Origin of the sequence: Vibrio sp. T13N (genome assembly GCF_032970445.1) — a bacterium.
Taxonomy (GTDB): Bacteria; Pseudomonadota; Gammaproteobacteria; order Enterobacterales; family Vibrionaceae; genus Vibrio; species Vibrio diabolicus.
Genome location: NZ_JAWJYE010000019.1, coordinates 35,174 through 51,834, shown reverse-complemented (window position 1 = coordinate 51,834; position 16,661 = coordinate 35,174). Strand labels below are relative to the sequence as shown.

The window sequence follows — 16,661 nt, the reverse complement described above, 5'->3', positions numbered from 1 at the left end:
GAAATGGTAATGCCAGGTGACAACGTACAGATGACTGTTGAGCTAATCGCACCAATCGCAATGGACGAAGGTCTACGTTTCGCGATCCGTGAAGGTGGCCGTACAGTAGGTGCTGGTGTTGTTGCTAAGATCTTCGACTAATTCATAACGAATTAAACGAAATCTTGCACTCGTCTTCTTTATGAAGAAAGCGCATCGAGAAAGGGAAGCTTAGGCTTCCCTTTTTTATATCTAAATTATATTTGGTTATAAGTGTTCGTAGGAAATACGTTAATTTTTTAATTTAAAAACAGAATATTACCGGCTCTATTTTTCAACACCTTTAGTCGTAACACCTAACCCTCTGATCTTTGCCTACTGTCACCAAATCTATATAACAAAATATTCTGAACAGGCCTATCAATGCGACTGGTAACAAGAACTATTCTTGTTTATATTGGTTGCCACAGGTTAATTTAATAGGTTTTTGAGTATGTACGTTTGTCTTTGCCATGGGGTCTCCGACAAGAAAATTAGGAAGTTGGCGATAGATGAAGGCGTAACGGATATTAAAGGAATCAAAAAATGCACAGCATTGGGTAGCCAATGTGGTAAGTGCATCAGACAGGCCAAGGATATTTTAGCGGAAACCAGTTACACGGTATTCAAACAAGCTAGCTAATTACTGTGAGCATGCGGTAATTAAGTAATTATTTGCCTAGCGTTTTGACACCTTCTCATTTGCTTCTACATTTAAATGAAGCTAAAGAGGAGGTTTTTGTCATGAAAGGCGATCCAATCATCATCCAACATCTCAATAAAGTGCTCGGAAATGAGCTCATCGCTATTAATCAGTATTTTCTTCATGCTCGAATGTATAAGGACTGGGGGTTAAAGCACCTAGCAGATAAGGAATATCACGAATCTATCGATGAGATGAAACATGCCGATCATCTGATTGAGCGTATTTTGTTTCTTGAGGGCTTACCGAATCTACAAGATTTAGGCAAGTTGATGATAGGTGAAGACACTAAAGAAATGCTCGAGTGTGACTTAAAGCTTGAAATGGCCGCCATTCCAGATTTAAAAGATGCGATTGCCTATGCTGAAGACATTCGAGACTATGTGTCTCGCGATCTGTTTCAAGATATTCTTGAAGATGAAGAAGAGCATGTTGATTGGCTAGAGACGCAACTTGGCTTGATTGAAATGTCTGGCATTGAGAACTACCTCCAAGCGCAATACGTAGACGAAGAGTAATAACGTCCAGGATTTTGCGCACTTCAATTGTAAGAAGAAAAGAGCACCTGACTCGAAAATCAGGTGCTTATCCCCGCTATCTGGTCTAATCTCTTTTATTATCGGCTTTTTAAGGATATTGCTCGCAATCTTGCCTATGAAGTTTGATTTCTATCCGATAGAATTTATCCCCCCTTACCTAAAAATAAAAAAGAGAAACGTCCATGTCTGAAGACAATCGCCAAGCAGCCACTCCAGAAGAAGAACATCGCCAAAAAGCATTGGATTACCATGCTTATCCAACTCCAGGGAAGATTGCTGTCGAATTGACAAAGCCTGCGGAAACGGCGGGTGATCTTGCCCTTGCTTACAGCCCAGGTGTTGCAGAACCAGTGCGTGAAATCGCACAAAACCCTGATAACGTGTACAAGTACACAGCGAAAGGCAACATGGTTGCTGTTATTTCTAACGGTACCGCTATCCTGGGTCTAGGTAACCTAGGTCCACTTGCATCTAAGCCAGTGATGGAAGGTAAAGCGTTATTGTTTAAACGTTTTGCAGGTCTTGACTCGATTGATATTGAAGTTAAGCACCGCACGATCGATGAATTTGTTGATACTGTTGCAAGCATTGCAGACACCTTTGGTGGTATCAACCTTGAAGATATTAAAGCACCAGATTGTTTTGAGATTGAAAAGCGTCTAATTGAGCGTTGTGATGTACCAGTATTCCACGATGATCAGCACGGTACTGCGATTGTAACGGCGGCAGGTATGCTGAACGCGATCGAACTTCAAGGTAAGAAGCTTGAAGACTCAACGATCGTTTGTCTTGGCGCTGGCGCTGCAGCCGTTGCGTGTATGGAGCTGCTGATTAAATGTGGTGCAATGCGCGAAAAAATTTACATGCTGGATCGTAAAGGTGTGATCCACACTCGTCGTGATGATCTTAATGAATACAAGCAGCTATTCGCAAACAACACGGACAAACGCACATTAGAAGACGTGATTGAAGGCGCGGATCTGTTCCTAGGTGTATCTGGTCCAAACCTATTGCCAGCGGAAGCGTTGAAGCTGATGGCAGATAAGCCAATCGTATTTGCATGTTCGAATCCAGATCCTGAAATTAAGCCGGAACTTGCCCACGCTGTTCGTGATGATTTGATCATGGGGACTGGCCGTAGTGATTACCCGAACCAAGTAAACAACGTATTGTGTTTCCCATTCATCTTCCGTGGTGCTCTTGATGTGCGCGCAAGTGAAATCAATGATGAAATGAAACTTGCAGCCGTTGAGGCGATTCGTGAGCTAGCAAAAGAGCCTGTACCTGAAACTGTATTGAAGGCCGCAGGCGTCGATAAGCTTGAGTTTGGTGCAGACTACATCATCCCAAAACCAATGGACTCACGTTTACTACCACGTGTTGCAAAAGCTGTGGCTCAGGCGGCAGTTGATTCAGGTGTTGCTCGTATCGAGATGCCTGAAAACTACATGGCAGAGTAATATATCTATTAGATGTGATGTACAAAAAATGGGACGCAATCGCGTCCCATTTTTTATATCATTCTTTTGGCTCGAGATAAGAATTGCTATCTGAAGCCTCCAGCCTCGCTTTTTTACTCTTCGTCAAACGACTCAAATTCGATGCCCATTTCCGTCATCAGTGCTTTTACTTCTGTTGGAATATCATCTGGACGGTCTTTACGAAGGTCTTCATCTGTTGGAAGTGGCTGACCTGTGTACGCGTGCAAAAATGCTTCGCATAGTAATTCACTATTGGTTGCATGGCGTAAGTTATTGATCTGACGGCGAGTACGCTCATCAGTTAGCACTTTTAAAACTTTTAGCGGGATAGAGACGGTAATTTTTTTTACTTGTTCGCTTTTTTTGCCGTGCTCTGCATATGGGCTAATGTATTCGCCATTCCAGTCAGCCATTGCACACCTTCATTTATGTAATCGGTTAAAAATAATTTAGGTGCTGATTTTAGCTGCATTTACCGCCATAAGCAAAGACATATAGACGTCTAGAAGTGTTGACGTCTCATTTTTTGACGAGTAAAGTGAACAGAACAGCAAAGGAAGCGTGTTGATCACTTTATTTCACTCATTAGATATAGCGCATTCCTATTTAGAAGTCATTACCCGTGAAAGGATACACCCATGAGCTCTCGCAAACCTGCGACCATTGCAGTACGCACTGGTATTGAATCAGACAGCCAATATCACGCTGTCGTTCCACCTATTTATCTTTCCACTAACTATGGTTTTCCTGCTTTTGGTGAAGTACCTAAGTATGATTACACGCGATCTGGAAATCCAAATCGCGGACTGTTGGAAAGTGCGTTATCTGAACTCGAGTCTGGAAAAGGAGCGGTTGTCACGAACTGCGGTACGTCGGCATTAAATTTATGGGTGTCCGCTTTTCTTGGCCCTGATGATCTCATTATTGCTCCTCACGATTGTTATGGCGGCACCTATCGTCTTTTTAATACCCGAGCCAACAAAGGCGATTTTAAGGTTCAGTTTGTCGATCAATCAGACGAGCAAGCTTTGGATGCAGCATTAGCACAAAAACCAAAACTCATTTTGCTAGAAACTCCTTCAAACCCTCTGGTTCGCGTAGTGGATATTGCAGCTACCTGTGAAAAAGCGAAACAAGTCGGCGCGTTAGTTGCGGTGGACAATACCTTTTTGACACCCGTGTACCAAAAACCTTTAGAGCTAGGTGCGGATTTTGTTATCCACTCTACAACGAAGTACATCAACGGTCATTCAGACGTGATTGGTGGCGTGATCATCACCAAAACAGAAGCGCATGCAGAAGAGCTTGCATGGTGGGGCAATTGCATTGGTGCGACTGGCACACCTTTCGATAGTTATATGACGTTGCGAGGCATTCGTACACTTGGTGCTCGCATGCGAGTGCATGAAGAGAGTTCACAGCAGGTACTGGCTTATCTCCAGAAGCAAGCGTTAGTTAAAACCATTTATCATCCAAGCCTGCCGGAGCACCCGGGTCATGACATTGCTAAAAAGCAGCAAACTGGTTTTGGCTCTATGCTGAGCTTCGAGTTTGCCGGTTCGTTTGAGCAGTTAAAAGTGTTCGTTAAAGAGCTCCAACTGTTTTCATTGGCCGAGTCATTAGGTGGTGTAGAAAGCTTGATTTGTCATCCGGCATCCATGACGCATCGAGCTATGGGAGAGGAAGCACTGGCAGAAGCGGGGGTGTCACATCAACTATTGCGTTTGTCTGTCGGCTTGGAAGATGCACAAGATCTCATCACGGATTTAGAGCAAGCATTCGCTAAAGCTGCCCAACAATAGGAGACGAGAATAATGACTGTACAACGTCAGCTGCATAAGTTTGGTGGCAGTAGCTTAGCAAACCCAGAATGCTATTTACGCGTTGTGGATATTCTTAAGGAGTATTCGACGGAAAATGATCTTGTGGTCGTTTCGGCGGCAGGAAAAACCACTAACCGCTTGATTGAGTTCCTGGAAGGGTTAGACAAAGATGGCCGAATCGCGCATGAAGCACTTCAAAGCCTAAGACAGTTCCAAACTGAGCTAATAGAAAACTTGTTGGAAAATGAAGTACAAGAAGAGCTATTAGCGTTACTGCATGATGAGTTCAGTACCTTATCTGAGCTGACAGCACCACTCACTGGCGCGCAAAAAGCCGCGGTACTAGGACACGGAGAAGTTTGGTCTGCTCGCCTATTGGCCGCGTTATTATCTCAACGTTCTATCCCCGCTGTCGCACAAGATGCACGAGCGTTTTTACGTGCGGAAGCCGGGACTCAACCTGAAGTTGATCGGGCTCGTTCATATCCTTTGATAAAAGAAGTTCTCGCGCAACACAATCATAAACGTGTGGTAATTACTGGCTTTATGGCTCAGAACGAGGCGGGCGAAACCATTTTACTTGGTCGTAATGGCTCTGACTATTCTGCAACTGTCATTGGTGCTCTGGCTGAAGTGAGCACGGTCACCATTTGGAGTGACGTTGCCGGTGTCTATAGTGCCGATCCGCGTTTGGTGGCAGACGCGTGTCTGTTACCGTTACTTCGATTGGATGAAGCCAGCGAACTCGCCCGTTTAGCTGCCCCAGTCCTACACAGTCGTACACTTCAGCCTGTGGCGCAAAGTACTATGGATCTCAACCTCAAGTGTAGCTATCTGCCGGAATCGGGCTCTACTCGTATTGAGCGTGTCTTGGCGTCTGGCCGTGGCGCTAAAATTATTACCTCGCTGGATGATGTTTTATTGGTGCAGCTATCTTTCATGCATGGGCACGATTTCGAAAAAACACAGAATGATGTATTACAAGCGTTGCAGCGAGCGCAATTGGAGCCATTGGCATTTGAGGCACAGCCCGATCAACACACGTTGCGCTTGGCGTATACCGCAGAAATTGCCGGTGGCGCACTGAAACACTTACAAGAGCTTGCGGTTGAAGCGGAGATTAAGCTCAAAGAAGGCTACTCGCTCTTAGCGGCGGTAGGCGCTGGCGTTACGAAAAACGCCAACCATTGTTTTGGTTTTTATCAGAAGTTAAAACACTCTCCGGTTGAATTTATTTCTGAAACTGAGTCAGGGCTGAGTTTAGTCGCCGTTTTGCGTCGTACTGATACCGAAGTGTTGGTTCAAACGATTCATAGCCAGTTGTTCCAAGCGCAAAAGCGCGTGGCGGTGGCTTTATGTGGCAAGGGCAACATTGGTTCTAGTTGGTTAAATTTATTTGCAACTCAAAAAGGTGAGCTCGAAAAACGTCATGGCATGAGCTTTGACCTTGTCGCGGTCGTGGATAGTCAAACCTACTGGTTCGATGAGCAAGGTATTGATGCAGCAAGTGTTGCTGAACGATTTGATGATGAAAGCCTAGCAAACGATGGGTCTTGGTTGACTCAATTAGGAGCGCTAAAAAATTACGATGAAGCCGTAGTGCTTGATGTGACAGCGAGTAAAGACTTAGCTCAGCGCTATGTAGAAATTGCGCAGCAGGGCATTCATTTGATTTCCGCTAACAAAGTGGCGGGTTCGGCAGATAGCCAGTATTACCATCAGGTTCAAGATGCATTCGCTAAAATTGGTCGTTATTGGCTGTACAACGCGACGGTTGGTGCAGGGTTACCAATAAACCATACCGTGCGAGATCTACGTGAAAGTGGGGATGAGATCGTTGCTCTATCGGGTATTTTCTCAGGGACGTTATCATGGTTATTCCAACAATTTGACGGCTCAGTACCATTTAATGATTTAGTCGACCTCGCTTGGCAGCAAGGTTTAACAGAGCCTGATCCTCGTTCTGATTTAGATGGTTCAGATGTGATGCGTAAGCTGGTTATCTTAGCTCGAGAGTCTGGTCTCGATATTGAGCCGGGCAGCGTTAAGGTTGAATCTCTGGTACCAGAAGAATTAAGAAAACTTAGCATCGATGACTTCTTCGATAACGGAGGGCTGTTGAGTGAAATACTGCAAGAGCGCCTGACAAAAGCACAGAGAAACGACCAAGTGCTTCGCTACGTTGCTCGTTTAGAAAAAAATGGTAAAGCGACGGTGGGAGTAGAAGCGTTATCTCGTGAACATGCGCTCGCCAACCTACTGCCGTGCGACAACATTTTTGCCATTGAAAGTAAGTGGTACAAAGATAATCCACTCGTTATTCGAGGGCCTGGCGCAGGAAGAGAAGTGACAGCCGGCGCGATTCAATCCGACCTCAACCGATTAGCCGGTTTATTCTAAAGTTGCGAGATACCTAAAACCCTGGAACCCGACCAGGGTTTTTTATTTTGCCTTCAGTGCCATACTGAAGTATCGGCTTGTGATAAGTGGTGAAATAACGTTCAAGTAATAACTTGAACTATCCTCATTATTAACTTGAGAAAAATTCATAATTACAAGGTTGACATTAAATCGTATTCAATACATTCTGTAGACATATAGACGTCTAAACGTCGATTTAAGGAATTTGTTTTCGTGGCGGAGTGCCACAGGGAGAGTAAGATGGGATACACGCACGCAGGCCATATTGACGCCTTGAACCAGAATATTGCTGAGTTGTCAGACAACATCAATGTATCATTTGAGTTTTTTCCACCAAGCAGCGCGAAGATGGAAGAGACACTCTGGAATTCAGTGCACCGTCTTAAAACGCTCCAACCTAAATTTGTTTCTGTTACTTACGGCGCGAACTCTGGCGAGCGTGACAGAACGCACTCCATCATTAAAGAAATCAAAGCAACAACCGGATTGGTTGCTGCTCCTCACCTCACTTGTATTGATGCGACTCGCGAAGAGTTAATTAATATTGCCGATGATTACTGGAATAATGGTATTGAAAATATCGTTGCTCTGCGTGGTGATATTCCTCCTGGTGGCGGTGCGCCTGACATGTATGCCTCGGATCTGGTTGAGCTGCTGAAATCACGTCACGATTTTGATATCTCAGTAGCCGCGTTTCCTGAGGTTCACCCTGAAGCTAAAAGTGCGCAGTCTGACTTATTGAACCTAAAACGTAAGGTTGATGCAGGCGCAAACCGTGCAATTACTCAGTTCTTTTTTGACGTCGAGTCTTACCTTCGTTTCCGCGATCGCTGTGTGGCGGCAGGAATTGATGTGGAAATTGTCCCTGGTATTTTGCCAGTGTCGAACTTTAAGCAAGCCTCTCGCTTTGCTGCGCAGAACAATGTGAAAGTACCAGGCTGGATGAGTAAACAGTTCGAAGGCTTGGATGATGATCCGGTGACTCGTCAGCTTGTGGGAGCAAGCCAAGCTATTGATATGGTGCGCGTACTTAGTCGTGAAGGCGTTAAGGATTTCCACTTCTACACCCTAAACCGTGCAGAGATGACTTACGCTTTATGTCATACGCTAGGCGTTCGTCCTCGCGCTGCAGTAGGTGCATAAATCGGGTTTCAAAAAGACAAAAGGCTTGCCGAGTGGCAAGCCTTTTTCGTTGTATCAAAGTAAAAGGAAATTAACCAATCACTTCAAGTTCTGTTAGGACTTCTTCAGCCCACGTGATCCACGTTTCACGTAACAGTAGGTTACGACGAAGCGTTAAACGCTCTAGGCGAGCTTGTTTGTCTAAAGTTGACGGCGTTGCGTAGTAAGCCGCTTCAATTTCTTTGTAGTGAGAAACCAGTTTGCGAGACTCTTCAACCAGTTCGGCGAGTTGATCACGGAAAGGTGTTGATGGTTGAACGGCACATGCCATCAATTTCGCTGAAAATTCATCACGAACAGTCGGGTGTGCAGTTGGTTGATCAAACCATTCTCCTAAAGCGCTGCGACCAGCATCTGTGATGGAGTAAACCTTACGGTCTGGTTTGCCTTCTTGGGGTTCTAATACGCAAGTAACCAGCTCTTTCTCGGCCATTTTATTGAGTTCACGGTACACTTGTTGGTGGCTTGCTTTCCAGAAGTAACCGATGCTAGCAGAGAATTCTTTAGTGATATCGTAACCGGTTGCGTCGCGAGTGCTAAGAACAGTTAAGATTACGTGTGGTAATGACATGTCTTCAATCCAAATGGTCAATAAACTTGTAAACAAGCTACTTATACTTTCAGCTGTGCTCTTTCTGGCACTTGAGTTTTTTAATGTATAAGTAGCACCAACAATGTTGGTCCTGTCACCTTAAAGCCGTTTATCACCTAGAGAGATGGGGAGTCCCATCATGGCTGGAGCAGGTATGATTGGATTTATGAGCTCTCAGCAGGCAAGTAGTATATAAATAATAAGCATGAAGTGGAATAGTAGGACAAAATTACCCTAAAAAACTAACATAATAATCAATAGTGTTAACTTGTGGTTTTTTATTCTTTTTGTGTGGTAATTTTTGGGTTTTTTATAGTTTATTAAACTGCCTTTTGGTTGCGCAATTATCCAGCGCCAAAAAAAAGCTGAGCACTTGCTCAGCTTTTTTATTACAAATGAAGCGATTAGCCTGTGTTGCGCATGCCAGCTGCAATACCAGCAATTGTCACCATTAGCGCTTCTTCTAGGTTTGCAGATGCTTCTTCGGTTTGGCGTGTACGGTATAGCAACTCGGCTTGTAGCATGTTCAATGGCTCAACGTAGATGTTGCGCAAGCGAATCGATTCGAGTCCCCAAGGGTCATGCTGCATCAAGTTTTCGTTGTTCTCTACATTCAGTACTGCTTTGATATCTTCTTGAAGCTGAGCGCGAAGCTTTTCACCGAGTGGACGGAGTGATTCATCCACCAATCGCTCATCGTAATAGCGAGAAATATCGATATTACACTTCGAGTACACCATTTCTAACATGCCAAGGCGAGTCGAGAAGAACGGCCATTCACGACACATCTCTTCGAGCAGCGCTTGGTGACCTTTATCGATCGAGTATTGAATCGCTTCACCCGCACCTAGCCATGCAGGAAGTACCAAACGGTTTTGGCTCCATGAGAAGATCCACGGGATTGCACGTAAGCTTTCTACTCCGCCCTTCGGATTACGTTTTGCAGGACGAGAGCCAAGTGGCAACTTACCGAGCTCGAGCTCTGGTGTCGCTTGACGGAAGTAAGGCACAAAGTCAGGCTCGCCGCGAACTACGTTGCGATAAGACTCGCAGCTAACTTCTGATAGCACTTCCATTAAGTCGCGCCATTCTTGTTTTGGCTCTGGTGGTGGCAATAGGTTGGCTTCTAGAATCGCGCTCGCGTAAAGGTTAAAACTGTTTACGGCGACATCTGGAAGGCCCAGTTTAAAGCGGATCATCTCGCCCTGTTCTGTTACGCGCAAACCACCTTTCAAGCTTTTTGGTGGTTGAGACAGAAGTGCAGCGTGTGCAGGTGCGCCGCCACGACCAACGGTGCCGCCACGACCGTGGAATAGAGTTAGTTCAACACCTTCTTCTTCCGCCACTTTTACTAACGATTCCATCGCATGGTACTGAGCCCAGCCTGCAGACATGACACCCGCATCTTTCGCTGAGTCAGAGTAACCAATCATGACCATTTGGTGGTTTTGGATAAAGCCACGGTATAGGTCGATACCCATCAGCTGTTTGATGACCGATTCTGCATTGTTCAAGTCGTCTAGCGTCTCGAATAACGGGCAAACATCCATACGATATGGGCAGCCTGCTTCTTGCAGAAGTAGGTGGACTGCTAACACATCTGATGCAGTGCGTGCCATAGAAATAACGTAGGCACCGAATGCTTCACGCGGTTGTGCTGCAATAATCTTACAGGTGTCCAAAACCTCTTTGACAGGTTCTGATGGTTCCCAATCACGAGGCAGAAGAGGACGTTTAGATGCGAGTTCGTTGGTTAGGAAAGCAATCTTATCTTGCTCGCTCCATTGTTCGTAATCACCAATGCCTAAGTAGCGGGTTAATTCAGACAATACGTCTGAATGACGAGTGCTCTCTTGGCGGATATCAAGGCGAACAAGATGAATACCAAATGCTTTTACGCGGCGCAATGTATCCAGTAGAGAGCCATTTGCGATCACACCCATGCCACATTCATTTAGCGACTGGTAACAGGCATACAGAGGTTCCCAAAGTTGCTCGACTTTTTGCAACGGAGCTTTAACGGCCAGTTTTTGACCATGGATTTTAGCATCGAGAATATCTTTGGTTTCGTTCAATAGGGTGCGAAGTTGTTTCAGGATCGCACGATATGGTTCGTGCTGATCTTCGCCAGCAAGCTCACGAACTTGGTCGTTTGAAACCGTCATAGACAGTTCACTGATCAACTCGTTGATGTCATTGAGATAAAGATCTGCGGCTTTCCAACGAGACAGAAGCAATACTTCACGCGTCACGCTATGAGTGACGAACGGGTTACCGTCGCGGTCACCCCCCATCCAAGAAGAGAAGTGCACAGGGCGAGCATCAATTGGTAAACCTTCACCCAAGTAAGATTTCAAGCGATCGTGCATTTCACGTAAGAAGTCTGGCACTGCTTCCCACAGTGAGTTTTCTACTACGGCAAAACCCCATTTCGCTTCATCCAATGGAGTAGGGCGTTGTTGACGAATCACGTCAGAATGCCAGCTTTGTGCGATAAGTTGCTCTAAGCGACGCTCGGTTTTCTTGCGCTCTTTAGAAGAAAGATCACTCAGTTCCAACTTTGATAAGCACTCGTTGATCTTGACCAACTTGTTGATCATCGTGCGACGCGTGATTTCCGTTGGGTGAGCCGTCAAGACCAATTCAATATTCAGATCACGAACCGCTTGCGCAGTGTCCAGTTTGCTCACATCGTTTTGTACCAGTTTAGAAAACAGCGAGTTAATCGCGTCTGGTTCACAAATGTGCTCTTCACAATGGCGTGAAATCGTGTGGTATTGCTCAGCAATATTGGTGAGATTTAGAAATTGGTTAAACGCACGGGTAACGGGCGTTAGTTGCTCATCAGGTAAATGTTTGATTTCTTCGATCAAGCTATCCCTGTCTGCTTGATTTCCTGCTTGAGCTGATTTGGATAATTTACGAATGGTTTCCACTTTCTCGAAGATTTCTTCGCCATGGGCATCGCGAATGGTGTTACCCAATAAGTGGCCTAACATGCGCACATTGCTTTTGAGTGCGGCGTATTTCTCGTTCATTGTCGTCCTGCCTCGTAAAAAAACTACATCCATTGTCCTTGTTAAGACTCCAATCTAGCGAAAAGCACCAGTTATAGTCAAATAAAGCAGACTAAGTTTGCAATTATTCCGCTGTCTCCTGATTTAGAGCAAATTTACGGCAGCTGTAGAATAAGAAGTGAAAATTAATTACAAAATAACAAGTTAAAGAAGTGTTAAGGCTAGCGCTAAATTGTGAAGATAAAAAGATGCAGCTCAATCGAGCTGCACTGACTTTTGAGTTTATTCGCGTATTAACAGCAATACTTGACCATTGCCTTTGAAAGCACATCAATTGTGGGATCGATAAAATCAAATGAGAGAAACTCATCCGGTTGGTGCGCTTGGTCAATTGAACCCGGACCAAGAACTAAGGTTGGACAGAGCTGTTGTAAGAAGGGCGCCTCAGTACAGTAGTTCACGGTTTCTGAACTGGTTTGGCAGATCTCTTCAACACCACCGATAAATGGGTGGTCATGTTGGCATTCGTAACCCGGAATTGGTTCATGTAACGGAATTATCTCCAAGCGTCCAGGCCACTTTGCTTCGACTTCTTTTAATGCTCCGCGCAGCATATTTTCTAGGCCATCCAGGCTGATCCCTGGTAGTGGGCGAACATCATAGTGCAGCTCACAGCAACCACAAATACGGTTAGCACTGTCACCGCCGTGAATGTGTCCAAGGTTTAGGGTAGGGCTTGGAATGGCAAAACCCGGATGGTGGTATTCTTTCACCAATTTATCGCGCAGTTGCATCATGGCAAACATCACTTCATGCATGATCTCAATCGCGTTAACGCCTAAGGCAGGATCGGATGAATGGCCTGACTTACCCGTGACCCGAACTGCATTCGCCACATGACCTTTGTGGCCGCGAATAGGAACGAGGCTGGTAGGCTCACCAATGATGCAGTAATCCGGCTTAAAGGGGGCGTTTGCTGTGAAATGTCGCGCGCCCAACATGGTTGTCTCTTCATCACAAGTGGCTAATACGTATAGCGGCTTGGTCTGCTTGCTCCAATCGACTTTCTTCACTGCTTCATAAATAAAGGCGAAAAAGCCTTTCATGTCTGCTGTGCCTAAACCGTAGAAGCGGTTGTCTTTTTCCGTCAGTTTATGCGGATCAAAATTCCATCGCCCTTGATCGAATGGCACGGTATCACTATGGCCAGCAAGTAAAAGGCCACCTTCACCCTCTCCCATACGTGCGATCATATTGTGCTTGCCTGGCTCGACTTCGATCACTTCAACGCTAAAACCCAGATCTTTAAACCAAGATGCGAGTTTTTCGATGACTTTTGCATTGCCCTGATCCCAGCTCGGATCCGTGGAGCTGATAGAAGAGGTGCTGATGAGTCCTTCATAGACCTCTAGAAAAGTTGATAATTGCATGGATTCTTCAAATCTCCTGTTGACAGACAGACCACAAAAATGTAAAACACATATTAAATCATATTTAATGAATAAAAAATCAAAATAAAGCAAAAATTAAATATGATTAGTCATTTGAGCCTTTAAGTATATGGATGTCACACAATGCTAAAAACCACGATTATTGGAGCCAGCGGTTACACCGGCGCAGAGTTAGCGTTAATGGTTAATAAACACCCACAACTCACGCTATCAGGTTTATACGTTTCCGCCAACAGTGTTGATGCGGGAAAGAGCATAGCGCAGCTACACGGTAAGCTAGCGGGCATCATTGATATGCCAGTTTTACCACTAACGGATCCACTGCAAATCGCTCAAGAATCGGACGTGGTGTTTTTGGCAACGGCTCACGAAGTCAGCCATGATTTAGCCCCAACTTTCTTGGAGGCAGGCTGTCAGGTATTCGATTTATCGGGTGCATTCCGTGTGAAAAGTGAAGGCTTTTACGACACTTTTTATGGCTTCGCGCATCAACATAACAACTGGCTAGATAAAGCAGCATACGGCTTAGCAGAGTGGAACCAAGAATCAATAAAAACCACTCCTTTGATTGCAGTAGCAGGTTGCTACCCAACCGCTTCACAGCTTGCAATCAAACCTTTATTAGAACACGCATTACTGGATAACAACCAATGGCCAGTGATTAACGCAACCAGCGGTGTATCAGGTGCAGGGCGTAAAGCCTCCATGGTTAACAGCTTTTGTGAAGTGAGCTTGCAACCTTATGGTGTCTTTAACCATCGTCACCAGCCAGAGATTGCTCAGCACTTGGGTTGCGATGTGGTTTTTACTCCGCACCTCGGCAACTTTAAACGCGGCATTCTTGCCACTATCACCATGAAGCTTGCGCAAGGTGTGACAGAAGCACAAGTGGCACAGGCGTTTGAACAAGCTTATCAAGGCAAGCCTGCGGTGCGTCTTAAAGGCGACGGTATTCCACGTATTCAGGATGTCGAAAATACCCCTTTCTGTGATATCGGCTGGAAGGTACAAGGCGAACACATCATTGTGATTTCGGCTATCGACAATCTACTTAAAGGTGCATCGAGTCAAGCGATGCAATGTCTCAATATTCATTACGGTTACCCAGAACTGACAGCGTTGCTGTAGTCGTTGAAAGAGGGAAATGCGATGACGCAAACCAATCAAGCTCCTTTAGTCATTAAGCTAGGTGGTGCAGCTCTATCATGCACTCAAACCTTAAGCCAACTGTTTGGTGCCATTGCGGCTTACCAAAAATCGGCACAGCGACAAATCGCCATCGTTCATGGCGGTGGCTACCTAGTTGATGAGTTGATGGCAAAGCTTCAGCTTGAAACCGTAAAGAAAAACGGTTTACGCGTAACGCCTTACGATCAAATTCCTGTGATTGCAGGCGCGCTTGCAGGCACTGCGAATAAGTTACTTCAAGGTCAAGCGATTGCGGACGGTCTTAACGCTGTGGGTCTTAGCCTTGCGGATGGTGGTTTGTGTCTTGTTGAAGAACTTGACCCAGAACTCGGCGCGGTAGGCAAAGCATCACCGGGTGACTCAGCACTATTACAAGCGGTGCTAAACACAGGTGCACTGCCGATCATCAGTTCAATTGGTTTAACCAAAGATGGCCAGATGATGAATGTGAATGCTGATCAAGCAGCAGTCGCGGTTGCGGGCGCATTAGATGCGGAGTTGGTCCTGTTATCAGACGTGAGTGGTGTACTAGATGGAAAAGGCCATTTGATCAAAACCCTGTCGGAACAACAAGCGAACATGTTGATCGATGGACATGTGATCACAGACGGCATGATCGTCAAAGTGAAAGCTGCTTTGGAGGCGGCCAATGATCTTGGTCGCCCTATCGAAGTCGCGACCTGGCGTTACCCAGAAAAATTAGTACAGCTATTCGCTGGTGAAAGTATTGGAACGCAATTTTTGCCTCAATAAGCATCAGCAAAAGAATTCAATATTAGGAAGTAGTAGTTGGCACTGACCGCCGAGCGCAGCGCCAGTTAAGTTTGGAGAAGAAAGATGAGCAAAGTGAACGTAAATAAAGTGGTAGTCGCATACTCAGGCGGTCTAGATACCTCAGTAATTATCCCGTGGCTAAAAGAGAACTACGATTGTGAAGTCGTTGCTTTCGTTGCCGATGTTGGTCAAGGCGCAGAAGAGCTAGAAGGTATTGAAGAGAAAGCAAAAGCTTCAGGTGCTTCTGAGTGTTACATCGCTGATCTGAAAGAAGAGATGGTGGCGGATTACATTTACCCAACGCTAAAAACCGGCGCGTACTACGAAGGTAAGTACCTGCTGGGTACATCAATGGCGCGTCCAATTATTGCTAAAGCACAGGTTGAAGTCGCACGTAAAGTGGGCGCGGACGCATTGTGTCACGGCTGTACAGGTAAAGGTAATGACCAAGTTCGTTTCGAAGGCGCATTCGCAGCACTAGCACCAGATCTACAAGTGATTGCCCCTTGGCGTGAATGGGACCTAGTGAGCCGTGAAGAATGTTTAGATTACCTAGCTGAGCGTAACATTCCTTGTTCAGCGTCTCTTACTAAGATCTACTCACGTGATGCAAATGCATGGCATATTTCCACTGAAGGTGGCGTCCTAGAAGATACGTGGAACGCACCAAACGAAGATTGCTGGGTATGGACTGTAGACCCAGAGCAAGCACCAAACGAAGCGGAATACGTCACGCTGAAAGTAGAAAAAGGTGAGGTGGTCGAAGTTGATGGCGAAGCGATGACACCATACAACGCGTTGGTTTATCTAAACGAAAAAGGTGCGAAGCACGGTGTTGGTCGTATCGATATCGTTGAAAACCGTCTAGTAGGAATGAAATCTCGTGGCTGCTACGAAACACCGGGAGGCACCATCATGATGGAAGCGCTGCGTGCCGTTGAACAGCTCGTGCTAGACAAATCATCATTCGAATTCCGTGAAGAGCTGGGTCTAAAAGCGTCTCACCTTGTGTACGATGGCCGTTGGTTTACGCCACTATGTAAGTCGATCCTTGCCGCTTCAGAAGAGCTAGCGCAAGACGTGAATGGCGAAGTGGTTGTTAAGCTCTACAAAGGCCAAGCCACGGTAACGCAAAAACGTTCTGACAACAGCTTGTACTCAGAAGAGTTCGCGACTTTTGGTGAAGATGAGGTTTACGACCAAAGCCATGCGGGTGGTTTCATCCGTCTTTACTCGCTATCAAGCCGTATCCGTGCATTGAACAGCCAGAAGAAATAATCTCTCCACATCTCGGATTGAGTAAAGACCTGCTATTGGATAGCAGGTCTTTTTTGTTGGCTTATGTCTATGAGCACAAAGATGCAAATTCACTCCATTTGAATATATATGTAAAAATATTGAATTTATACTTTATTTTTTGTCGAAATTGCCGTAACGTTGACCCATAAGAAAAAGTGAGCAAATGACCATCA

General features: G+C 45.5%; 13 protein-coding genes and 1 pseudogene. 10 read left to right on the top strand and 4 right to left on the bottom strand.

Annotated features, from left to right (window positions below; all coding sequences use genetic code 11):
• The 4 genes and pseudogenes from tuf to R2S67_RS21030 form a co-directional block, all read left to right on the top strand.
• Positions 1-141 (top strand): annotated as a pseudogene (gene tuf / locus R2S67_RS21045) (elongation factor Tu); the annotation flags it as partial.
• A gap of 331 nt (positions 142-472) precedes the next feature.
• Complete coding sequence (locus tag R2S67_RS21040; protein WP_031780493.1) at positions 473-661, top strand: (2Fe-2S)-binding protein; 189 nt, start codon at positions 473-475, stop codon at positions 659-661.
• A gap of 101 nt (positions 662-762) precedes the next feature.
• Positions 763-1,239 carry a bacterioferritin gene (bfr, locus tag R2S67_RS21035; protein WP_005395745.1) on the top strand — a complete coding sequence of 159 codons (477 nt, stop codon included), beginning with the start codon at positions 763-765 and terminating at the stop codon, positions 1,237-1,239.
• 203 nt (positions 1,240-1,442) lie between these two features.
• Positions 1,443-2,720, top strand: coding sequence for a malic enzyme-like NAD(P)-binding protein (locus R2S67_RS21030; RefSeq protein ID WP_006742766.1), 1,278 nt, complete (start codon positions 1,443-1,445; stop codon positions 2,718-2,720).
• Between the two features lie 113 nt (positions 2,721-2,833).
• Here R2S67_RS21030 and metJ read toward each other — a convergent pair whose 3' ends face one another.
• Positions 2,834-3,154, bottom strand: coding sequence for a met regulon transcriptional regulator MetJ (gene metJ / locus R2S67_RS21025; protein ID WP_005381353.1), 321 nt, complete (start codon positions 3,152-3,154; stop codon positions 2,834-2,836).
• A 225-nt stretch (positions 3,155-3,379) separates the two neighbouring features.
• Here metJ and R2S67_RS21020 point away from each other — a divergent pair, with 225 nt between their 5' ends.
• From R2S67_RS21020 to metF, 3 genes are all read left to right on the top strand, one after another.
• The gene (locus R2S67_RS21020) at positions 3,380-4,543 is read left to right on the top strand and encodes an O-succinylhomoserine (thiol)-lyase (protein ID WP_114324092.1); all 1,164 of its coding nucleotides are present in this window, start codon (positions 3,380-3,382) and stop codon (positions 4,541-4,543) included.
• A 12-nt stretch (positions 4,544-4,555) separates the two neighbouring features.
• Positions 4,556-6,964 (top strand): bifunctional aspartate kinase/homoserine dehydrogenase II, encoded by a 2,409-nt coding sequence (locus R2S67_RS21015; RefSeq protein WP_104971011.1) that lies wholly within the window; start codon positions 4,556-4,558, stop codon positions 6,962-6,964.
• Positions 6,965-7,225: 261 nt separating this feature from the next.
• Positions 7,226-8,128, top strand: a complete 903-nt coding sequence (metF, locus tag R2S67_RS21010; protein WP_046874624.1) for a methylenetetrahydrofolate reductase — start codon at positions 7,226-7,228, stop codon at positions 8,126-8,128.
• A gap of 70 nt (positions 8,129-8,198) precedes the next feature.
• Here metF and R2S67_RS21005 read toward each other — a convergent pair whose 3' ends face one another.
• The 3 genes from R2S67_RS21005 to argE all read right to left on the bottom strand — a co-directional run bounded on the left by R2S67_RS21005 (position 8,199) and on the right by argE (position 13,206).
• Positions 8,199-8,738, bottom strand: a complete 540-nt coding sequence (locus R2S67_RS21005) for a PadR family transcriptional regulator (RefSeq protein ID WP_005395734.1) — start codon at positions 8,736-8,738, stop codon at positions 8,199-8,201.
• A gap of 425 nt (positions 8,739-9,163) precedes the next feature.
• The gene (gene ppc / locus R2S67_RS21000; RefSeq protein ID WP_012841346.1) at positions 9,164-11,797 is read right to left on the bottom strand and encodes a phosphoenolpyruvate carboxylase; all 2,634 of its coding nucleotides are present in this window, start codon (positions 11,795-11,797) and stop codon (positions 9,164-9,166) included.
• Between the two features lie 272 nt (positions 11,798-12,069).
• Positions 12,070-13,206 carry an acetylornithine deacetylase gene (gene argE, locus R2S67_RS20995; protein ID WP_317346945.1) on the bottom strand — a complete coding sequence of 379 codons (1,137 nt, stop codon included), beginning with the start codon at positions 13,204-13,206 and terminating at the stop codon, positions 12,070-12,072.
• Between the two features lie 144 nt (positions 13,207-13,350).
• On the opposite strand from argE, the gene argC reads away from it, so the two are divergent.
• The 3 genes from argC to R2S67_RS20980 all read left to right on the top strand — a co-directional run bounded on the left by argC (position 13,351) and on the right by R2S67_RS20980 (position 16,467).
• Complete coding sequence (gene argC / locus R2S67_RS20990) at positions 13,351-14,355, top strand: N-acetyl-gamma-glutamyl-phosphate reductase (RefSeq protein ID WP_301572630.1); 1,005 nt, start codon at positions 13,351-13,353, stop codon at positions 14,353-14,355.
• Between the two features lie 21 nt (positions 14,356-14,376).
• On the top strand, positions 14,377-15,168 hold the full coding sequence (argB, locus tag R2S67_RS20985; RefSeq protein WP_317346943.1) for an acetylglutamate kinase: 792 nt from the start codon (positions 14,377-14,379) through the stop codon (positions 15,166-15,168).
• An 84-nt stretch (positions 15,169-15,252) separates the two neighbouring features.
• Complete coding sequence (locus R2S67_RS20980; RefSeq protein WP_065645889.1) at positions 15,253-16,467, top strand: argininosuccinate synthase; 1,215 nt, start codon at positions 15,253-15,255, stop codon at positions 16,465-16,467.
• The last annotated feature ends 194 nt before the right edge of the window (positions 16,468-16,661 follow it).